Genomic DNA, 18,409 nt, shown 5'->3' with positions numbered 1-18,409 from the left:
CTCCCTCAGACACGATTCCAGCGCCTCGACCGTCGCCATGACCGGGCGGGCTTCCTCCGCGGTGGCGCCGCTGCACCGCCCAGGCAACGCTGACCCGATGGCACGCCTCGTTCTCGGTCCCGCCTGGAGCACCGACGCGGAGCCCCTGGTCGACGCAGGCCGCTTCCCGCTCGGCGTCGAAACGGCCACGCTGACGAACGCCAGCCGGCTCGTGCCGCTGGTCAACAGCGGTACAGCACACGCGCGGTACTACTTGCTCCACGCCGCTCTCGCCGCCACCAACCCGGCGAACGCCGGCGACGAGGCAGCCATGGAGGCCACCCGGACCCGGATCAGGCGCGCCGAAGTGGTGCAAGCAGCAGTCACACTCCGCCACGCCAGCACCCAGCCCGAGCAGCACGACACCGCGCCGCCCTACCGCGATCCGCACGCCGCGCGGGCCGTCGAGCCGGCCCTCGACGCCGGTCTCCTCGACCTCGCTGCCCTGTCACGCTCCTACTCCCGCGCACGCAACGGCTTCTTCGCCGCGTACCGGGGAGCCGAGATCGAAGCCGGGCTGCTCGACCCCCGCAACGGCACGGTGCTGCCCGGACCAGTGCGGCTGCCGCTGTCCCAGCTGACCGGGGTGACCTCCATCCTCGCCGCCGCCGAGCAGGACCGGCTCGACCTGGCTGCCATCGACGCACTCCTTCCCGTGACGTGCCTGTGCCAGGTGCGCGGCGGCTCGGAGTTCACGCTGCTTGACCAGGTCCTCCTCGACGCCGACCACGAAGGCCAGGGCCGAGGCCTTCCCGCACCTATCCGTCGCGCACGACGCCGCACCGCCGCCAGCGCCCAACTCCTCCTGCACGCATTCGACGGTCAGCCCGCCGGGACGACGCCAGCCGGTGCGATGGCCACTCTGTGCTACCGATCGACCGACGAGCTCACGGCGCTGCTCGGTCCCGAGCTCACCGACTGGGCGCTGCAGTGGCGCGGCGCGCTGTTGCGCAACGCCAGCGTGACCGCTTGGCGCTGGCTCTGGTGGTGGCTCACCGAGCAGCTCGCCGAGCAGCCGCGGTCCAGCGTGGACCTGGCCGACGCTCTCGCCGACGCCCTCGTGTCCGGCGGTGGCGCGGACTACACCGCGGCCGACATGCTGCAGCGGCTGCCGGCGCATCGGGAAGGTCCCCGGCTGCTCGACGTGGAGAGCGCCCTGTTGCACCCCGACGGGGCGAACAGCGACAGCTGGGAACCGTGGGACTACCTGCAGGTCGTCGCCCTCGGAGCCCGTCGGCTGCCCGAGATCGACGGCCCGGCCCGTCGATCCTTCCTGGAGCACGGCGAGCTGTCCCCTCCCGTCTTTAGCGACTGGCTGGCCGAGCGCGCCAACATCCGTCTGTCCCAGCTCGCCCATGACCTCACCGACCTGCTCCTGCGCCAGGCAGAGAAGATCAGCCAGGCGCGCATCCGGTGGGAGGGCGGCCGACTGCGGATCCCCACCCGGCTGCGGCGCGTCGGCGACATCCTGTTCCTGGCCGGCGCCGAGGGCAGCGCCCAGCCCGGCCTGCGTCTCGAGCGGCTCCGGCAGCTGCTGGAGGAGCTGGGGTACCTCACGCTGGACGACGACATCCTCACCTGGGGTTCCCCGGCCCGGCAGCGGTGGGCCGCATGACCCGCCCGCCGCTAGAAGCGCTCGCCGCCGGCAACGCCCCACCGGCGCTGCTGCGGTCTCGAGTCGTCCTCCCCGCCGTCGAGGTCCTCGTCGTCACCTACAACGCCGACCTGCGCTTCTTCGAGCGCATCGGCCTGCCCGAGGCCCGGGCCGCCGGCGCCCGCGTCACCGTCGTGCACGACATCGCCGCCGACCAAGTGCCCGCCGACGCCGTCCAGTACGCGGGCGTGCACTACACCGACGTTCCCGTCCGCTGCCGCTCGGACGGTGAGTTCCACCCCAAGCTGCTCGTCATCGCCGGAGCCGACCGGGCCCTGGTCGCCATCGGCTCCGGCAACGCCAGCACCAGCGGCTGGCACCACAACGGGGAGCTGTGGACCACCCTCGCCGCCGACGTCGACGACTGGCCCACCACCTTCCACGACCTCGCAGGCTGGCTGACCGACCTGCCGCCGCTGCTCTGGATCGACGACTTCGGCCGCGACCGGCTCGCCGCGGTCGCCGCCGCCCTCACCGCCCACCCGGCCACCACGGCCGGGCCGCGCCTGCTGCACAACCTGCGCACTCCGCTGATCGACCAACTCCCTGCACCGATCGGGCCGGTCACCCACATGACGGTGGCCAGCCCTTTCCTCGACGAGCGGGCTCAGGCCCTGCACCGGCTCACCGATCACCTCGACCCGCGCACCGCCACGCTCGCGCTCACCGACAACGCCCAGGCAGACGCCGCCACCCTCACCGCCTGGGCGGGCCGGGACGGCGCCGACATCCGTCCCATCGACGCCGGAGGGCGGTACTTCCACGGCAAGCTCATCCAGTGGGACGACGACCGCGGCCGTCACGCGCTGACCGGCAGCGCGAACATCACCGCCGCCGCGCTGCTGCGCACCACCGGGCAGCGGCACGGCAACTGCGAGCTGGCGCTGCTGAGTGACCTGCCCGCCGAGGCGGACCTCACTCCCGACCTCGGCGAGCCGCTGTCCGATACGGACGCTGTCCAAGAGCAGCTCACCGACGCGCCGCCACCACCAGAGCGCGACGCCTCGGCCCCCCGTCTGCTGCGGGTCCTCCTCGACCAGACCCTCGTCCAGGTCACCCTGGTCGTGAACGGGCCCGCCACCGGATGGACCCTCAGCACCCGCGATGGCCACCGCTGGCCCCTCACCCCAGACCCCACCGACACCGAGACCGACCGGATGCACCAGCTCACGGCCGACGCCGACCTGGCCGCCGGTCTCCTGTGCTGGGCCGAGGCCGAGGGGCAACCCCGCCTGGGGCCGGTGCGGGCCACCGACCCCGACGCCGTCACATCACGACCCGGCCCGCTCAGTCCGCTCGAGGACGCCGGCCTCCCCCGCGTGCTCGCCGACCCGCGGCTCTCCGAGCGTCTGTTCGAAGCGCTCGCCGCCCTCGCCGCCGTCCGGCCCCCGGATGCCGCCTCCCACTTCGCCACTGCGCCCACCGGGGTGCTGCGCTGGCGCCGGACCGCCGAAAGAGCCGTCGGCTCCGCCCTCGTCGCGCAGGCCCTCGGCCCAGTTCACCGCCCCGCAGAGACCACCGACCCCGACGACGGCAGCGCCGCCGTCGCCGACCCCGGAGACGCCGTCTCCGAGTACGACGAGGACGACGACGTCAACCTGCTCGGCGACGAAGAACCCGACGTCGATACCGGCCTGCTCGACCCCCTTGAGCGCGCCACCGACCCGGTCAGCACCCTGCTCACCGATCCGATCACCGCCGGGCGGCTCGCCCGGTCCATCACCCGGCGCATCCCGGCGGCCGCAGACTGGGGATCGGTGGCGCTGCTGGCGCTGCTCGACCTCACCCTCATCGTCGCTGCCGCCCACGGGTGGCCCGACCGGGAACGGGCCGCCGACACTGTCGGCGCGGTGCTCGACCTCCTCCTCGACGCGCCCGCCGGCGACGACGACGTCCAAGCGGCCCGAGCCGCCGCCACCCTGGTCTCGCTCGCCGTCCTCGCCAGCGCCGTCGATGACTGGGAGGAGCCCGACGACCCGGCGGCCGCCGCCTTCGAGCGTCGCCGGCTGCGCGCGGGCCTGACCCCGGAGGTCATCGACCCCGCCCGAGTCGGTCACTACGCCGCCGACCTCGCCAACGGACTCGGTCGTCTGCTCACCGTCGACGCCATCGTCGACGCAGCCGAGCACCTGCTCACCTCCAGCGCCGCCGACCGCGTCCTGGAGGAGATGCTGCGCCGCGACGAGGACCTGCAGCGCGTGGCCCCACGCCTGCTGCGGGTCGAGGCATCCCGCAACCCCTACCCCGCCGCGATGCGGCTGCTCAGCCGGATCGCCCACCTCCAGCCGATCGCCGTCGTCGCGACCGGACCGGCCGGGTCGGTCTACGCCGCCTGGGCATCCCAGACGCTCCTCCTCCAGCGCAGCACGCCGACCGGAGATCCCGTCGGCGGCAGCCAGCACCGGCTCCCCGTCGGACCCGGCGCGTACACCACGAGCCCCCCACCAACAGCCGTCCGCCGCTGGCACGGCCCCCTACCGGACGACCTCGCCGCGGACCTACGCGCCCACGACCTGGCCGCCGCCGTAGAGGTTGCCTAGGCCCCACTGCCGCACGCCGGCCCCTCTTCCGGGGGGTTGCTCTGCCGTCGCCCCTGAGCCCTGCCGATCTTCAGGGTGACGTCGCCGTCCCGAGCGAGGAGGTCCGGATGCACTGGCTCACAGATCTGTCTGGCGTCCGCCTGACCGCTGCGGGCGAAACCGCACGCCAGACGTTGCCACCCGTGGCCGCGGACGTGAAAGTGCGGCGTAAGGCCCGCACCGTGGACGTGCCGTGACGCGCCGTCGGGCACGCACCCGCCGCGCCGTCGGGGCCGTCGACGACTGGCATCGGATCGACGACACCTCGCGGAAGTCGGCGGCACGGCCGCCGCTCAGCGAGCCACAGGAGGGGCCGCCGGCCCGGAAGCACCCGCCTCGGCCCAAGCAGGCCGCCAAGCGTCCGCTGGGCGTTCCCGTTCCACGGGATCCGCGCCTGGCCGAGTCAATGGCCGCGGTAGGGCGGTTCGAGGTGCTCCTCGGACGCTTCACCCTGGTGTTGAAGGTCGACCGGATCTCGCACCACGCGGAGGGCCTGCTGGACCACGCCGCAGCCGAACTCGCGCAGATCCTCCCCGGGCACCGTGGTCAGCGGGAGGCCAGGCTCGCGCAGGCTCGCCGTCAGCTCTCTCGAGTCCGACCGACGCCGTAGGCACCACCAGACCCGATCGAGCAGCGGCCTGTGGAGAACGGGATTCCCGGAGTCGTCCGTGTGCGAGGCTCGCGTCGGTACCCGGTCAGGCCACGCGCCGCGGCCCCCGCCGGCGAGGTCGACGATCCACCGTCCGGCGCGGGCGCGCGTCCCGAAGCGCGGCCGGGCACCCACCCGGGCGAGGCCGCTACTTCCGCGACCGCTCGCGCTCCAACTTCGCCACCCGCGCCTCCAGATCCCTGTAGTTCGCCTTCTGGAACCTCATGTCACGGTCGTGCTGGCCGACGACTCCGGTCAGCCCTTCCAGTCCGTCGGCGAGGGCGGTGATGTCCTCTCTGTTGCGGCGAATCCGCTGTCCCTGGCTGCGGTTGTTCCACTTCTGGTCTCTGCTCACTACCGGTCCCTCTCTGAGTGAAATGACATGAACGCCGCCCATCGCGGTCCTTCGGGGGCGGCTGCCCGCCCCGTGAGACCTGGGTCCAGGGACCTTGACATGAGTCCGCGTCTACGGCAAGAGGGTCATGTACTCTTGTCTCGTGAGAGATCTGGAGCAGGCCATCGAGGGCCCCTGGCAGGTCGCCGCCGGCACGAAGGGCAATCAGCGCTTCGGTGCGCTGCTGAAGGCCCTGCGCGAGCGCAGCGGGATTAGCCCTCAGCAGCTCGCCGACCAGGCCGACGTGCACGTGTCGTTCGTCCGCGGCATCGAGCGCGGTGCGCAGGCCCCGTCGGTGGCGACAGCGCGTCCACTGCTCGCGTGCATGAAAGAGCAGGACCGAATCCGGTGGACCGACGATGGCCCGTTCGACCTGCTCATCCGCGACCCGAAGATCGGGGGCGATGTCGCCTTCGAGTTCAAAGCGAAGGTGAAAGGCCAGAACCGGCGCACCGACGCGGATCCGGCCGTCGTCGCCGTCGTCGTCGCCGAGGCCATGACGAAGCTGGCCGAAAATCTGCCGCAAGTCGATGCGTACGGCCCGGTCCGCGCCATGGCGGCGGTGGGCGAGGCGATGGACCGCTTACGCTCATCTCTGAGCGGCGGCGACGCCACGTTCGGCAGGGTGGTGCGCCTGCTCGCCGCGGCCGATGAGGAGACGCTGACGCGGGTAGAGAGTCTTCTGCGCGACTCGCTTGCGTCAGGGGACCCCGGGTCCTAGACCGCAATGAACTCCGCAGCACCTACCGAAATCGGGACGTTCGGGTCGTGCGCCCGGCCGGTGCCGCCGCCCGGTCGCTCGGTCACGTACTGCCGCCCCCAGGTCGATGGGTACAGCGGCCGGTGCCTGTGTGAGCTGTCGACCGGCCGGCGGACGTCGTTGCCGATCGAGTGCGGAACCTTGCGGCGACGAGCCGCGGAGCAGGCCGGTCTCGCACGATGAGGCCGAGACGGGACGTTGTCGATCTGCACACAGCCGGTGAGGCTGGCGCCGACGGCCGCAATCTGGTCACGGCGAGGACCGCGTCGGCGTGCAGCGCCGCCCCTTCGCCCGGGACGTCGGGGGGCGCTCCGCTTGCCGACGCGCTGTCGGCAATCAGGCCGGCTAGGCGCGCCTCCGCCTCACGGCAACTCCAGCTTCGGAAGTCCTTGAACGATGCGCACGGTCTCAACGCTGACGGTAGCGACGCGCCCCAACAGGTCCAGGATGTACCGGGGATTGCCGACTTCCCGGGCCCAGTCATTGGGATCGCTCACGATTCCGGACGGCTTGTCGATCTTGACCTGGTAGCGGTCCAGAATCCACTCGAACGCCGACCGGGAGCCAAGCTTGTAGTCATGTACCGCGTCAGGAATGTCCGAGATGGTGACGTTCGAGTTGTAGATCAGCCTCGAGCGGTCCTTCGCAGCGCCGTTGCCGGCGAAGCGCATCTTCTCCACCCGGAACCACTCGTACAGATCTGCCGAACCAGCCCCAGCGGGATGCTCCCCGGTGATGGTCAACGGGTACGGGTCGACGGACTCGTATCTGACGTGGAGGGCTGCGAGTTCACGACCCGCGGCGGCGAAGGCGTGAAAGTCTGCGACGTCGGACACCTTGGGGATGCGCGGAAGCATCTTCTTCAAGTCCGCGACGAAAGTGTCACGGTAGTCCGACGAGTGCAGCAGGCCATAGACGTAGTAGAAAATATCGTCCTTCGTGACGTCCGCGTCGTACGCCGCCCGATACTCGTCTAGGGCGGCATTTGTGACGTTATCGATGCGCCGATAGCCGTCGACGATCACGTCATCCCCGTCGCCAAAGTCAAAGCCGCCCTGATCCTGGGTCGGTTCTTCAGGCTCGTAGATCCACCGAGGGAAACACTGAGCCGGGTCCATGAAGAGCGCAAGGTTTGGAATGAGGTCGGTTGCGAGGACCGAGAATGGAGTCCGCTCGTTCGGTCGCAGCACACACAAGGCGATGTTGGGGCGGTCAGGTTGCCCCATCCAGCCGGGCGTACGCCCGGGGACTTCGACCAGTCCCTCGCCTGGATAGAGAGCCATCCTCGTGAATGGGCGATAGAGGGACGGAGTGATGCAATCCGCGCCGTACGTGAGGTTCCTTCCTCGGACGAATCGCTGACGAAGGCCGCGCGACCAACTGACGTCCTTGTTCGCCTCCGCCATGACGTCTTGCGGGTCCGCGTCCGCAGCTGTCTTCACCCACCCGCCGAGCGCACGGTTGTAGGCGTCGATGGTGCGCTGGACCTTCTGGGCGACAACATTCCGACCGAATCCATAGGTCCACACGTCGCGATTGGTGCTGACGCCCAGGGAGTCCTGATCGAAGATGCGCGGTCCAACCGCCTCCCGTCCGCCCAACGGAGTGTGGACATCGAAGTCCGCGGTTCGTTGACTTATCCAGTCCCCGGCCTCGTTGGGGCTGATGGGTGTCCAGTCCCCCGCGCCGATGGAGCTGTGGGCCACGATCTGGAGCTTTTCCTCCCTACTGAGGAGATCGCCTATGTCCCGGTAGTAGATGGTGGCGGAAGCGGCGCGTTCTGGGTGCTTCACCAGGAAGGTGATCGCCACGGTGTTCCGCGACCCGGTACCGAATATCTTGCCCCCCTCCTTGCGCGAGAGTTCACCGGCGGTGCGCTGGTTGCCGCGCAGGTTGTAGACATAGATCGAGGTGAACTCGTCCGCGAGGGACTTGCGCAGGCCATCCATGGCATTGGCGTCCAGGAAGCCGCCATTCGTCACAAAGCCAATGATTCCGGCGTCCTGGATTCGGTCCGACGCCCAGCGGATCGCTCGAATGTAGGAATCGTAGAGATTCCTCTTTAGCACGGCCTTAGACGATGCCGCGTAGGTCGCTTCGATCCTTGCATCGAGCGTCGGGTACTTGAAGTTGGCGTTGTTGTCATTCTGGTTCGTCTGCCCAACCGACCACGGCGGATTTCCGACGATCACGCGGATGGCCAACTGCTTCTGGGCCTCGGCGCGGGCGTTGTTCACTGGGAACATCAGGTCGTCCATTGTGTCGCCAGCCTCGGTCATCTGAAACGTGTCCGTCAGGACGATGCCGTCGAATGGGACATATGCGGCATTCGACGCATGCTCGTCGACCAGCCCGTGGAAAGTCGCCTCGATGTTGATCGCGGCAATGTAGTACGCAAGGAGGAGGATCTCGTTGGCATGCAGCTCCTGGGTGTACTTGCGCAGAAGTGCGTCGCGGTCAATGAGGCCTGACTGGAGGAGTCGAACGATGAAGGTTCCCGTGCCGGTGAATGGGTCGAGTACGTGCACGTCCTCATCGGAGATGGTGGCGCCGAACTCGGCACGGAGCAAATGATCGACCGAGCGGATGATGAAATCGACGATCTCGACCGGCGTGTAGACGATGCCTAGCGCCGCTGCCGCCTTCGGGAAGGCGGTCTTGAAGAACTTCTCGTACAGTTCCGCAACGATCCTCTGCTTTCCTTCGGCGTTGTTGATGCCGGCGGCGCGCAGACGCACGGACTCGTAGAACTTGTCGAGCGTTTCGTTCTCCGCCTCGAGGTTGTACTGGTCGAGGGTGTCGAGCATCGCCTGCATGACCTGGGAAACCGGATTGTGCTCGGTGAAGAAGTAGCCCTCAAACAGGGCGTCGAAGACCGGCCGAGTGATCAGGTGCTGGGCGAGCATGTCGATGGCGTCGGCCCGGGTGATGGAGTCGTTGAGGTTGCACCGCAAGCCAGTAAGGAACGCGTCGAACTGCTCGTGCACCGGCACGTCGGGATCGTCGAGGAGAGCGGTGATGCGTGTCGTGTGCTTCTCCGCGATCTGAGCGATGTCCTTGGCCCAGTCTTCCCAGTATCGCCGGGAGCCGACCTTCTGGACGATTTTGGCGTAGATGGCTTCCCGCCATTCGCCCAGTTCGGGAAAGGCGAACTCACCCTGGACGTAGGTCGGCGTGCTCGAGCCGTCCGGATCGTCCTCCCCGCCCCCGACTCCGATGATCTGGATGCGGTCATCGGGCGCGCGGTTGAGCTCGATCTTGTTGACCATGGCGTCGAACCGCTCGTCGTGAGCGCGAAGGGCCTGGAGGACCTCCCAGACGACGGCGTAGCGGTCGTTCTCCCGGAGGGCATCCTCTGGCTGCATGCCCGAGGGGATGCCGATCGGCAGGATGATGTAGCCGTACTGCTTGCCCGGGGCCCGACGCATGACCCGCCCCACGGACTGCACGACGTCGACGACGGACTTGCGCGGATTGAGGAACATCACCGCGTCCAGCGCCGGGACGTCGACGCCCTCCGACAGGCATCGGGCGTTGGACAGGACCCGGCACTGTCCCTCGCCGATGCCGGCCTTGAGCCAGTCGAGCTTTTCGTTGCGGGCCAGAATGTTGAAGGTGCCGTCGACGTGCTCGACCTCGCACAGCAGGGGGTTGTCCTGCTTACGTGGGTCCTCGGTGATGCCCGATTGCACGAGGTAGTCGGCGACGATGCCCTTGAACAGGTCGGCGAACTTCTGGGAGTCCTTGATGGAGCGGGCGAAGGCCACGGCCCGGCTCATCGGTGAGGGGTCCGCGGCGAAGCCGGCTTCGAGCTGTCCCCGTTTGGCAAGGCCGTTCCAGCATCCGACGATCTTGGCGACGTCGTCGAGCTTGAGCTCGGAGTTCTCGTCAGCCAGCTGCACCTGGAAGGTGCGGGAGACCGACTTCTCGTCCACAGCCAGGACGAGGACCTTGTAGTCGGTGAGCAGGTCCGCGCTGACGGCCTCGCCGAAGCCAAGGCGGTGGAACTCCTGGCCGTATGTGGTCTCGTCGTCCATCGAGGCGAGGACGGCTTGGGCCTGGCCCGCCTTGGCCTTGGACGCGTCGTCGTAGATGCGGGGAGTGGCCGTCATGTACAGGCGCTTGGTGGCCCGGATGAAGTCGTTGTCGTGCACACGGACGAAGGCCGACTCGTCCTCGCCGGCAAGGGTCGCCCCGGTGGTGCGGTGGGCCTCGTCGCAGATCACCAGGTCGAAGTCGGGCAGGCCTTGGCCCTGGGCCTCGGCGACCACGCCGATGGACTGATAGGTGGAGAAGATCACGGTGAGCTTGTCCGCACCCGCGGCGGGATCGGCCAGCTGGGCGTACAGACGGTTCGGGTCGGTGGTGGCCGGAATGGCGAGATCGACGACCGGGATGTCCTCGTCCGTCTGGGCCTGGGTGCGCTTGCCGACCTTGGTGTCCGAGCACACCGCGAACGGGCGCAAGTCGGTCTCCACCTCGATGGACCACTCGCGCAGGGTCTGGGCGAGCAGGGAGATGGACGGCACCAGGAACAGCACTGTGCCGCCGGGCTTGACCAGGTCCTCGGCGATCTTCAGCGAGGTGAAGGTCTTGCCGGTGCCGCAGGCCATGATGAGCTTGCCGCGATCCTCGATGGCGAAGCCGTTGCGGACCCGCTCCAGCGCGAGCTGCTGGTGTGGGCGGAGCTTCTTCCTGTCCTTGAGCGCCATGACCTCGGGCGTAGACAGGTCGAACTGCGACCAGTCGATCGAGGACTCGGCCAGGTCCATGAACCGCAGCCGCTGAACCGGGATCTGCTGGTTCTCGATGGCGTCTTCGGCGTTCGCCCCCCACTTGTCGGTGGTGGTCACGATCAGGCGCTGCGCGAACGGGTGCTTGCCGGACGCCGACAGGAATGAGTCGATGTGCTGCTTGTAGATGGTGGTCGCCGGGTCGTAGAACTTGCACTGGATCGCGACCGTGTCCCCGGTCGCCGCGTCTGTGGCCACGAGGTCGATGCCGGTGTCGGGACGCCCGTTCCGTCCGGGCCAGTCCATCCACATCCAGACGTCCGAGAACCGCTCGAACCACTGAAGGTCCGTCTTGAAGAACTGCAGCATCAGCCGTTCGAACTTGTCGCCCTTGTCCCGCTCATCGGTCGCGGAGGCGTACAGCTGACCCAGGATGTCCTCAAGCGTTGTCACGGATTGCATCCTCCCCGATAGGTTCAGCACTGCCGCTGCAAGGCGCGCGGACACTACATGCAGTGCGGTCGCCCGAACACTGTCCCTTCGGTGACGGGGGCTCATACCCCCACCCGCTTGACCGGACAGCTCTCCGCGGCGTCAGCCAATGGAAGGCCTGGCGGCCGCAGGCCCGGTAGCCGCTCAGCACGAACTGCCTGCAGGCAGCTCACGCGCGGATCAGGTGGGGCTGCAGGTGGTCGAGCACGGTGAGGGTGGCCTCCCACCCGGAGACGGTCGGCTGGTGCTCGCCGAGCCAGAGCTTGTCCGGTTGCGGGTAGGTCTCCAGCTGGCGCCGCAGTCCGCCGCGGGTGACCAGCACACAGGCCTGCCGGTGCCGGCTCAGCAGCACGCACAGCCGGCCCGCTTCGATGTGGAAGGCGGTGGCGTCGCGGCGGCCACTCATCGGGTGCCAGGCGAAAACGATCTCGAACTCGCGACCCTGCAGCCGGTTGGCCGTGTCGACGGTCACGGCGTCCGGCTGCAGGCCGAGCGCGGTGAGCACGGGCGCGAGGGCGTACCGGACGGCGTCGCGCTGCGCGCGGTGCGCGACTCCGACGGCGAGGTGTTCGGCGGCGATGGGGTAGATGCGTCCGCGCTCGTCACGGCAGGTCGCGCCACCGGTCAGGGTGCGGGTGACGAGTTCGACGAGGGCGTCTACGGCGCGCGGGTCGCCGGTCGGCATGTGGGCTTCGGGCAGCTCCAGCAGCGTCCACCCCGTCTGGGCCGCGTGCGTCAGGGCGGTGTCGATGCTGTCGCGGCCCGGCAAGCGCAGCTGCAGAGCGCGGGCGCCGGGCATGCTGGCGGCGGTGAACGGCTGGGTGTAGAAGGCCTCGGAGATGACCGCCGCCGCGGTCGGCGCGAGCCGCCACGAGGTCGGCAGGGTGACCACTCCCGTGGTGGGGTGGCTGCGCAGGAGGGTGTGCGCAGCGGAGGCGAGCGGTGTGCCGTCGTAGCCGCGGACAAGGCTCTCGTCACCGGACGTCCACGGGTTGAGCTGGCCGGGGTCGCCGACGGCGAGCAGGCCATCGAACAGGTCGGCCACCTCAAGCAGGCCGTCGCTGCGCATCTGGTAGACCTCGTCGACGATCCCGTAGGGCCATGTCCAGGAGCCAGCGTCGACGAAGGCCCACTTCTTGGCCGGGGCCACGACCACCGAGCAGCCGGTCAACGCCCCGATGTCCTTGCTGCACACGACGGACGGGTCAGCGCTCAGGTCCGCAGGGGCGACGTAGTCCGAGGCGTGGAGCCGACCGATGGTGCGGTTGCTGCCGGTGAAGCGGGCCGACAGTGTGCGTGTCAGGTCGTCGGCCTGCGCATTGGTCTGGGTGACGATCGGGATGTTGTGGTCACCGCCGTGCAGCCGGTCGTCGGCAACGCTGCCCACGAGGGTCGTCTTGCCGGCCCCGGGCGGACTGTCCACGAGGGTGAGCCGCCAGCCGGGGGCCTGCATCTGGCGCAGCACCTCCGCGGTGGCGGCGGCGGATGCGCGACGGGCGGCTGGGTCGATGCTGGGCCGGGGCTGGGCCGTGCGCGTCGCCGGCGGGGTGGTCGTTGTGCGCGGCATGCGGACTCCTCGTCAGCGGGTCTGCGGTCGTGAACGGGTGTGCTCGGGAACGCCCGACCGGGTCAGTCGGCGATGGGCAGTGGAGTGACGGTCGCCAGCGGACGGGCTGCCGGCGGCAGTGCGTCGACATCGACCGGCGTGGGAATCGCCGGTCCGGCGGCACCAGCGGTCGGATCGGCCACTGGGGCGGGCAGCTGGTGCGTCCACGGCAGAGCTGACGGCAGCGTCTGCGGGTAGAACTCCTCCGGGCCGTACGGGGTCAGCTCGATGAGGTCGCCAGGCGCGGGCACGGCCGAGGGGGCCGGTTGCCCGTTGCCCATCCCCCCGGCCAGTTCGACGGTGACGATGCCCGTGACCGGGTCGACGGCGACGACGTCGGCGGTCATGCGGGGCCGGCCGGTGACGTGCAACCGCGCGCCGGGGGCGCGCAGATAGCCGACGTCGGGCTGCATCTGCAGACGTGGCCGGTAGCGGCGGCCCACGCGGTGGCTCAGGTCGACGGCCACCACGGTGCCGCTGGTGGCCTCACCGTCGGCGATCAGCTCGTCGACGACGCACCGGTCGTCGAGGGCCGTCTGGCGGGCGTACTCGGCGACGGCCTTCTCGTTGTTCTGCAGCAGTCGCGCGCCGGACAGCGCATCCAGCAGCCGGCGGAAGCGCGCGGTGCCACCGGTGACGTCGCCGTGCAGACGTGCCCACGCCTGGCGGTCGCCCTCGTGGCGGGCCGCTGTGTGCGCTGCGGGCGGCAGGGCACGGGCGACGTCGAGGGCGTCGAACGTCGCCTGGTAGCCGGGCAGCAACGCGGTCACGATCGCCTCGCGCATCTGGGCGGACGCCGCCACCGGGTCGGTGCCGGCGGCGACCCCGGCGCGCCAGGCGTCGATGGCGGGGTACAGCAACGGGTCGAAGGCTGCGTCCGGCTCCGGGCCGACGGGCAGGAACCCTCGCTCGACGGCGGCGGCGCTGGTGCGGCCGGTTTCCCCGGCCATCGGGTCGATCCAGCCGAGCAGGGCGTGCAGGTTCTCCGTCTCCCCCGACAGCTGCCCGGTCGTCCAGTGCTCGCTGAGCAGCTGGGTGGCCACGACGAGCAGGTGGGACAGGGGGTCGTGGCTGCGCTGGGAGAAGACGGTCAGGTATGCGCCAAGGGCCGGCAGCAGAGGATCTACGTTCTGCTCTGCGGGCTTCAGGTAGCGCAGCGAGCGGCCGAGGACCTCGCCCAGCCACGTGGCGGTGCCGGAGTTCGGGGTGACGATCTGCGGGGTGTCGACGGCCAGCACGGTCGTGCGGGTCTGTCCCGCGTTCGGGCCACGGGTCGGCGTGTACGTCCGCGTCGTGGTCGCGCCGAAACGGGTCAGGTAGCCGATGACGTCGCGGGCGACCTCCGCGAGTCCGGCGAAGCGCAGGTCACGGTTGAGCGGGTTGCCGAACGCGACGACGTGCGGATGATCGCGGTCAGTGCCGTAGAGCAGGCCCACGGGCGCGCCGGGCTCGTTCGCCAGGTGGTATGCGGTGATCACCAGCGGCTCGCGGCTCAGATGGGTGTGGCAACGGCTGCGGGCCGGGACGGCGTTGCCGGTGTCCGCGGCGCGCAGGGCGTCGAGCAGCCGGTTGCTGTTCACGAGCGGTCCTCCCGGTTGGTGTGTGGGCGTCGGCGTGGGTGGTGGCGGTGCACCGGCAGGTGTGACGGACGTTCAGCTGACCCGGCGGGAGCGGGAGGCCTGAGCGCGAGCCAGCGCGGCGGCGAGCGCGATCTCGGCCTCGTCCCCCGGCGTACGGGTGCCCTCGGCGAGCGCGAGCGCGGTGGGGATGTGACCGACCGAGCCGCAGGCGCTGGCGGCGGTGCTGCCAAGGCTGGCCACCGCGCCGGTGCGGGCGGCCTCGTCGCGGCAGCGCAGGAAGGCCGGGCAGGACAGGCACGCGTCGCCGAAGGTCGGTGGCAGGGCATCGAAGGCGGCCGAGACGGCGGGGGCGACCTTCGCAATCTCGATGTCCTGCGCCCGGCGCTTGACAGGGTCGGCGGTGTTGGTGACGACCGGGAGCGTCGGCAGCGCGAGGCCGGGCGGGAGGACGGCGGCGAGCGCAGCGTCGTCGGGGAGTGTCTGCAACTGCCGCGTCAAGCGGCGGATGCGCGTCTCGAGGGGCAGCAGGTGGCCGACCGGAGTGAGGCTGAAGTTCTGCGGCAGGACCAGCAGCGAGGTGGTGGACACCGTCGCCGGGTTCAGCCCGAGGCCGGCCAGCGTCTGCTGGAGGGACATCGCGTAGACCGCGCTCTGGCGACCGGCGGCGTCGGCCTTGCCGGGGTCGGCACGACCGTCGAGGAACGGGAAGCTCTTGACCTCGATGATGTGCAGGAGCCCGCCGACGACGAGGGCGAGCGCGTCCTGCTCGAGGTAGGCGGTGCGGCTGCCGATCGTAAGCATCGTCAGACCGTGCCGGATGATCGTGGGCGCGCCCGGGGTGCCGCTGAGCATGGCTCGCAGCAGATCGTTGGTCAGGCGAACGCGCGTTGCGTTGAGGTTGGGCACCGCGCCCAGGTTCTCGCGGACCTTCGTGGCGGACAGATCCTCGAACCTCACCTGAGCGACCGGCAGGTTGAGCTGCGAACGCAGGATGGGCAGCAGCTCCGAGGCACCGTTCGCCATGACGTGGTGCTCGAAGGAGTTGCCGCGGGCGAACGCGTGCTGCGCCTGCTCGCCGGGAGGGAGGTCGAGGATGCGTGTGAGGCTGTCGAGACCGACCGTGGAGTCGAACACCGCCCGGCGCACGCAGCCGGGAGTCTCCAGCATCGCGGTGATGCCCCGAGCGTTGAGCGCGACCGGCGTGTTCGCGCCGAGAAACGCACCGAGCGGGCCGACGGCCATCCCTCCAGGGCCGGGGCCCGTCCCGGACCCGGAGCTGCTCGAGGTTCCGCCCGGGCGGCGCGGCGGGCGGGAGCGGGTCGGCGGCATCACGCCTCCTTGCGGCGGTCGGCGGCGGAGTTGGAAATCACGCGGGGCTTGGAGCCGAACAGCTGGGTGGCGACGTCGAGCTGGGCGCGGGCGCGCTCGGCAGCGGCTTCCCGGTCGACGGTGTCCTCGTCGGCGAGCACGGCGAGTTCCGCGGCGGCCGCGGCGTGGATCTGCGCCACGTCGATCCACCCTCCCGCGCCGCTGGTGCTGCCCGTTCCGCTCATTGCGCCGGGCACAGTGCGGGCGAGGCGGGCGAGCAGCAGCGCATACGGCCGCAGCGCCCGGTCGGTCGCGGTCTCCGGCTCCACGCCCTGCTGCACGAGGTATCGCTCCGGCCCCGTGTCGACCGTGTCGCCGGGCGCCTCGATTGCATCCTCGATCGCGGGGCCAGAGCCGCCGGTGGGCGCCCGCGGCGTGCCGAGCCGGCGCAGAGCCTCGAAGTCGTCGGCGAGCCCCATGACGGTGTGCAAGAAGTCGACGCGGCTGCTGGCCGGCGCGATCAGCCTGATGGGCAGCGGGAAGACGCTGGAGGCGAGAACGCCGCGAACCGCCGTGAAGCGGTCGAACGTGAGCGCGGGGACCACGTAGGCGGGACGGGTAGCCGCGGACCGGTAGCTGCGCTCCTCGTCCCGGCGCAGACTGGCCAACCGCGCGGTCGGCAGGTCGACGTCGTCACGCACCCGGACGATGTCGCGCAGCAGCGGAACGGCGATGGGCCGGCCCACCAGGTGCAGAGCCTCGAGCACGACCTCTCGCATCGGGCGCTCCTGCGCACCCGGTGCGGCGGGCAACCAAGTGCGCTCCGCTGCACGCAGCCGCTTCCCTTCGCGGTTCACGCCCATGCCCGGGACCATCAGGAAGTTCGCGCCCTCGTCGGAGGCGCTTGCACCGCCCGCCCGGGACGAGGTCCGGCCGCTGGACGGCTTGGTGCGGCTCCGGCGCACCGGCTCCGCACCCCGCTCGTCGGCGCGGGCGACCGGGGGCCGCTTGGGGGACTTCTGGCGTGAAGAGATGGCGGCACGCCCGGACGTAGCGGTGGCGAGCAACTGATCGCGGCGTTCCTCAACCGCACGCACCTGGCCCCAGAGCTCCGCGACGAGGTCGTCGTCGCCGCTCGCCAAAGCCCGCGCGAGCCCCTGCTGCAACGCCGGCAACGCCTGCAGCAGCTCGACCAGTTCCTCGTTCATGCCAGGACACTACCACGCGTATTCCATGTTTTGTCCATGGTAGCGCTCCGACCGATGGCCCCCGGGCGCCTCACTCTCATCGGAGCCCGGGCCGGTTGCCCAGCTCGGGCGCGCGAACGCTGCGGACCGCCTCGATCGGTGAGGTGGGATTGGGTCGGTCACCAGTGGGCTGAGCAGCCGCCTTTCGAGAGACGCAGAGCCCCGGGCGGTGCTGCGCCCCGCCCGGGGCTCTGCCTGTTCGGGGACACGTCAGCCAGCAGGACGTCGCGCCGCCCCGCGAGGCGGGTAGGGGCTGATGCTGCGCGAGCCAGACGCCGCCGCCCACCGAGCGGTGTTGCAGTGGTCGCCGGCGCGGAGGTTAGGGCCGGCGCCCACTCGGCGGTGGAGCGACGTCGCGACATCCGGTCGGAAGGGCGAGAGCGTCATGCAGCCTCGGGTGGCCGGGCTGGCGTCGCGCTGGGGCCCGCCGGCCGGCTCGGGGACGCCGGGCGCTCCCTGCCGCGGTCGCCCGGACGGTTCGCCGCAGCGGCCGCTCACGGCCGGCGTGCGGTGCTGTCGCGGCGGGAACCGTGGGCGATGTAGTGGCCGCCTTCGCGGGCGAGGCGTCCCCGGGCCGGGGGTCGGGGACTGCTCCCGGCCTGCGGCCGGGTTGCGACGTCGGCACCGTCGGCTGGTGCGGCGCGACGTCCCGCGGCCCGCCCGTGCGGGCGGCGGTCGAGGGTGTGGGCGACCTGGTGGTGCTGGCGATGCCGCGGGCGGCGCGGTCCTGGTGGCGCCGGGGGTCGGAGGCACCGGCGGTCGCCTGGGCGGGCAGAGGGGCGCGGACCGCGGCGGGGGCGGTGGCCTCCTCGGTGGTGGCCGAGTCCGTCGGTGGGCGGAAGACGATGATGAGGCTGTCGAACGGCGCACTGTTCTTTGCGTCGCCGAACTTCAGACGTCCCTTGACGAACCGCACTTCGGCCCCGTTGGCGATGACGTGGTCGTGGAACCACCTCGTGCCGGTGCGGGAGGGCACCAGGCAGACGACGGTGGCGCCGGCGGCGGCGGTGGCGGCAGCCTTGGCCATCCACTTGCCGATGGTCCGGCCGTACACCGGGTTCATCCAGACTGCCCCGCCGAGGCGCTGGGCGTCGGCGGCCCAGTCCCCGGCGAGGCCGTCCCGCCGCTCCGGGTCGGTGTGGTCCAGGCCGTAGTAGGTGCGCGTCTTCCGGTTCGTGGCGCTGGCGCAGGCGTCCACGACGAACCCGAACTCGGCGTGCAGGGGGTCGAAGGTGTCCTGCGGGGTGGGCCAGTTGTCGCTGTTGGACGAGAAGAGGACGGAGCTGAAGGTGGACTTGGTGGTGCCGGTGGCGGTCACTGCAGCGATGCCTTTTCGGTCGGTCGGTGGTGCGGACCGGCCGGACCGTC

The 18,409-nt window shown here is 70.4% G+C and carries 10 protein-coding genes; 3 read left to right on the top strand and 7 right to left on the bottom strand.

Annotated features, from left to right (window positions below; translation table 11 throughout):
• The first annotated feature begins 97 nt into the window (after positions 1-97).
• Positions 98-1,654, top strand: a complete 1,557-nt coding sequence (locus ACI799_RS01570) for a hypothetical protein (RefSeq protein WP_456612249.1) — start codon at positions 98-100, stop codon at positions 1,652-1,654.
• Positions 1,651-4,233, top strand: a complete 2,583-nt coding sequence (locus tag ACI799_RS01565; RefSeq protein ID WP_456612248.1) for a hypothetical protein — start codon at positions 1,651-1,653, stop codon at positions 4,231-4,233. Before ACI799_RS01570 ends, ACI799_RS01565 begins: the two co-directional genes overlap by 4 nt.
• Positions 4,234-5,069: 836 nt before the next feature.
• Here the strand turns inward: ACI799_RS01565 and ACI799_RS01560 are convergent.
• Positions 5,070-5,276, bottom strand: a complete 207-nt coding sequence (locus ACI799_RS01560) for a hypothetical protein (protein WP_456612247.1) — start codon at positions 5,274-5,276, stop codon at positions 5,070-5,072.
• Between the two features lie 142 nt (positions 5,277-5,418).
• On the opposite strand from ACI799_RS01560, the gene ACI799_RS01555 reads away from it, so the two are divergent.
• Entirely contained in the window at positions 5,419-6,036 is a 618-nt protein-coding gene (locus ACI799_RS01555) for a helix-turn-helix domain-containing protein (RefSeq protein ID WP_456612246.1), read from the top strand.
• 401 nt (positions 6,037-6,437) lie between these two features.
• Here ACI799_RS01555 and ACI799_RS01550 read toward each other — a convergent pair whose 3' ends face one another.
• The 6 genes from ACI799_RS01550 to ACI799_RS01525 form a co-directional block, all read right to left on the bottom strand.
• The gene (locus ACI799_RS01550; protein WP_456612245.1) at positions 6,438-11,270 is read right to left on the bottom strand and encodes a DEAD/DEAH box helicase; all 4,833 of its coding nucleotides are present in this window, start codon (positions 11,268-11,270) and stop codon (positions 6,438-6,440) included.
• A gap of 199 nt (positions 11,271-11,469) precedes the next feature.
• On the bottom strand, positions 11,470-12,867 hold the full coding sequence (locus ACI799_RS01545) for an AAA domain-containing protein (protein WP_456612244.1): 1,398 nt from the start codon (positions 12,865-12,867) through the stop codon (positions 11,470-11,472).
• Between the two features lie 62 nt (positions 12,868-12,929).
• The gene (locus ACI799_RS01540) at positions 12,930-14,486 is read right to left on the bottom strand and encodes a hypothetical protein (protein WP_456612243.1); all 1,557 of its coding nucleotides are present in this window, start codon (positions 14,484-14,486) and stop codon (positions 12,930-12,932) included.
• Between the two features lie 72 nt (positions 14,487-14,558).
• Positions 14,559-15,728 carry a hypothetical protein gene (locus ACI799_RS01535; RefSeq protein WP_456612242.1) on the bottom strand — a complete coding sequence of 390 codons (1,170 nt, stop codon included), beginning with the start codon at positions 15,726-15,728 and terminating at the stop codon, positions 14,559-14,561.
• 86 nt (positions 15,729-15,814) lie between these two features.
• Entirely contained in the window at positions 15,815-17,002 is a 1,188-nt protein-coding gene (locus tag ACI799_RS01530) for a hypothetical protein (RefSeq protein WP_456612241.1), read from the bottom strand.
• Positions 17,003-17,360: 358 nt separating this feature from the next.
• Positions 17,361-18,359 (bottom strand): DNA N-6-adenine-methyltransferase, encoded by a 999-nt coding sequence (locus ACI799_RS01525; protein ID WP_456612240.1) that lies wholly within the window; start codon positions 18,357-18,359, stop codon positions 17,361-17,363.
• Between the last annotated feature and the right edge of the window lie 50 nt (positions 18,360-18,409).

The sequence above is a fragment of the Blastococcus sp. SYSU DS0753 genome, assembly GCF_054051175.1.
Note: the sequence above shows the minus strand (reverse complement) of the source record. Positions and strands in the feature narration are given on the sequence as shown.

Excerpts from the sequence above, each read along its gene's own strand:
- ACI799_RS01570 (WP_456612249.1), top strand. The coding sequence starts at position 98 with ATGGCACGCCTCGTTCTCGGTCCCGCCTGGAGCACCGACGCGGAGCCC.
- ACI799_RS01565 (WP_456612248.1), top strand. The coding sequence starts at position 1,651 with ATGACCCGCCCGCCGCTAGAAGCGCTCGCCGCCGGCAACGCCCCACCG.
- ACI799_RS01550 (WP_456612245.1), bottom strand. The coding sequence starts at position 11,270 with ATGCAATCCGTGACAACGCTTGAGGACATCCTGGGTCAGCTGTACGCC.
- ACI799_RS01545 (WP_456612244.1), bottom strand. The coding sequence starts at position 12,867 with ATGCCGCGCACAACGACCACCCCGCCGGCGACGCGCACGGCCCAGCCC.
- ACI799_RS01535 (WP_456612242.1), bottom strand. The coding sequence starts at position 15,728 with ATGGCCGTCGGCCCGCTCGGTGCGTTTCTCGGCGCGAACACGCCGGTC.
- ACI799_RS01530 (WP_456612241.1), bottom strand. The coding sequence starts at position 17,002 with ATGAACGAGGAACTGGTCGAGCTGCTGCAGGCGTTGCCGGCGTTGCAG.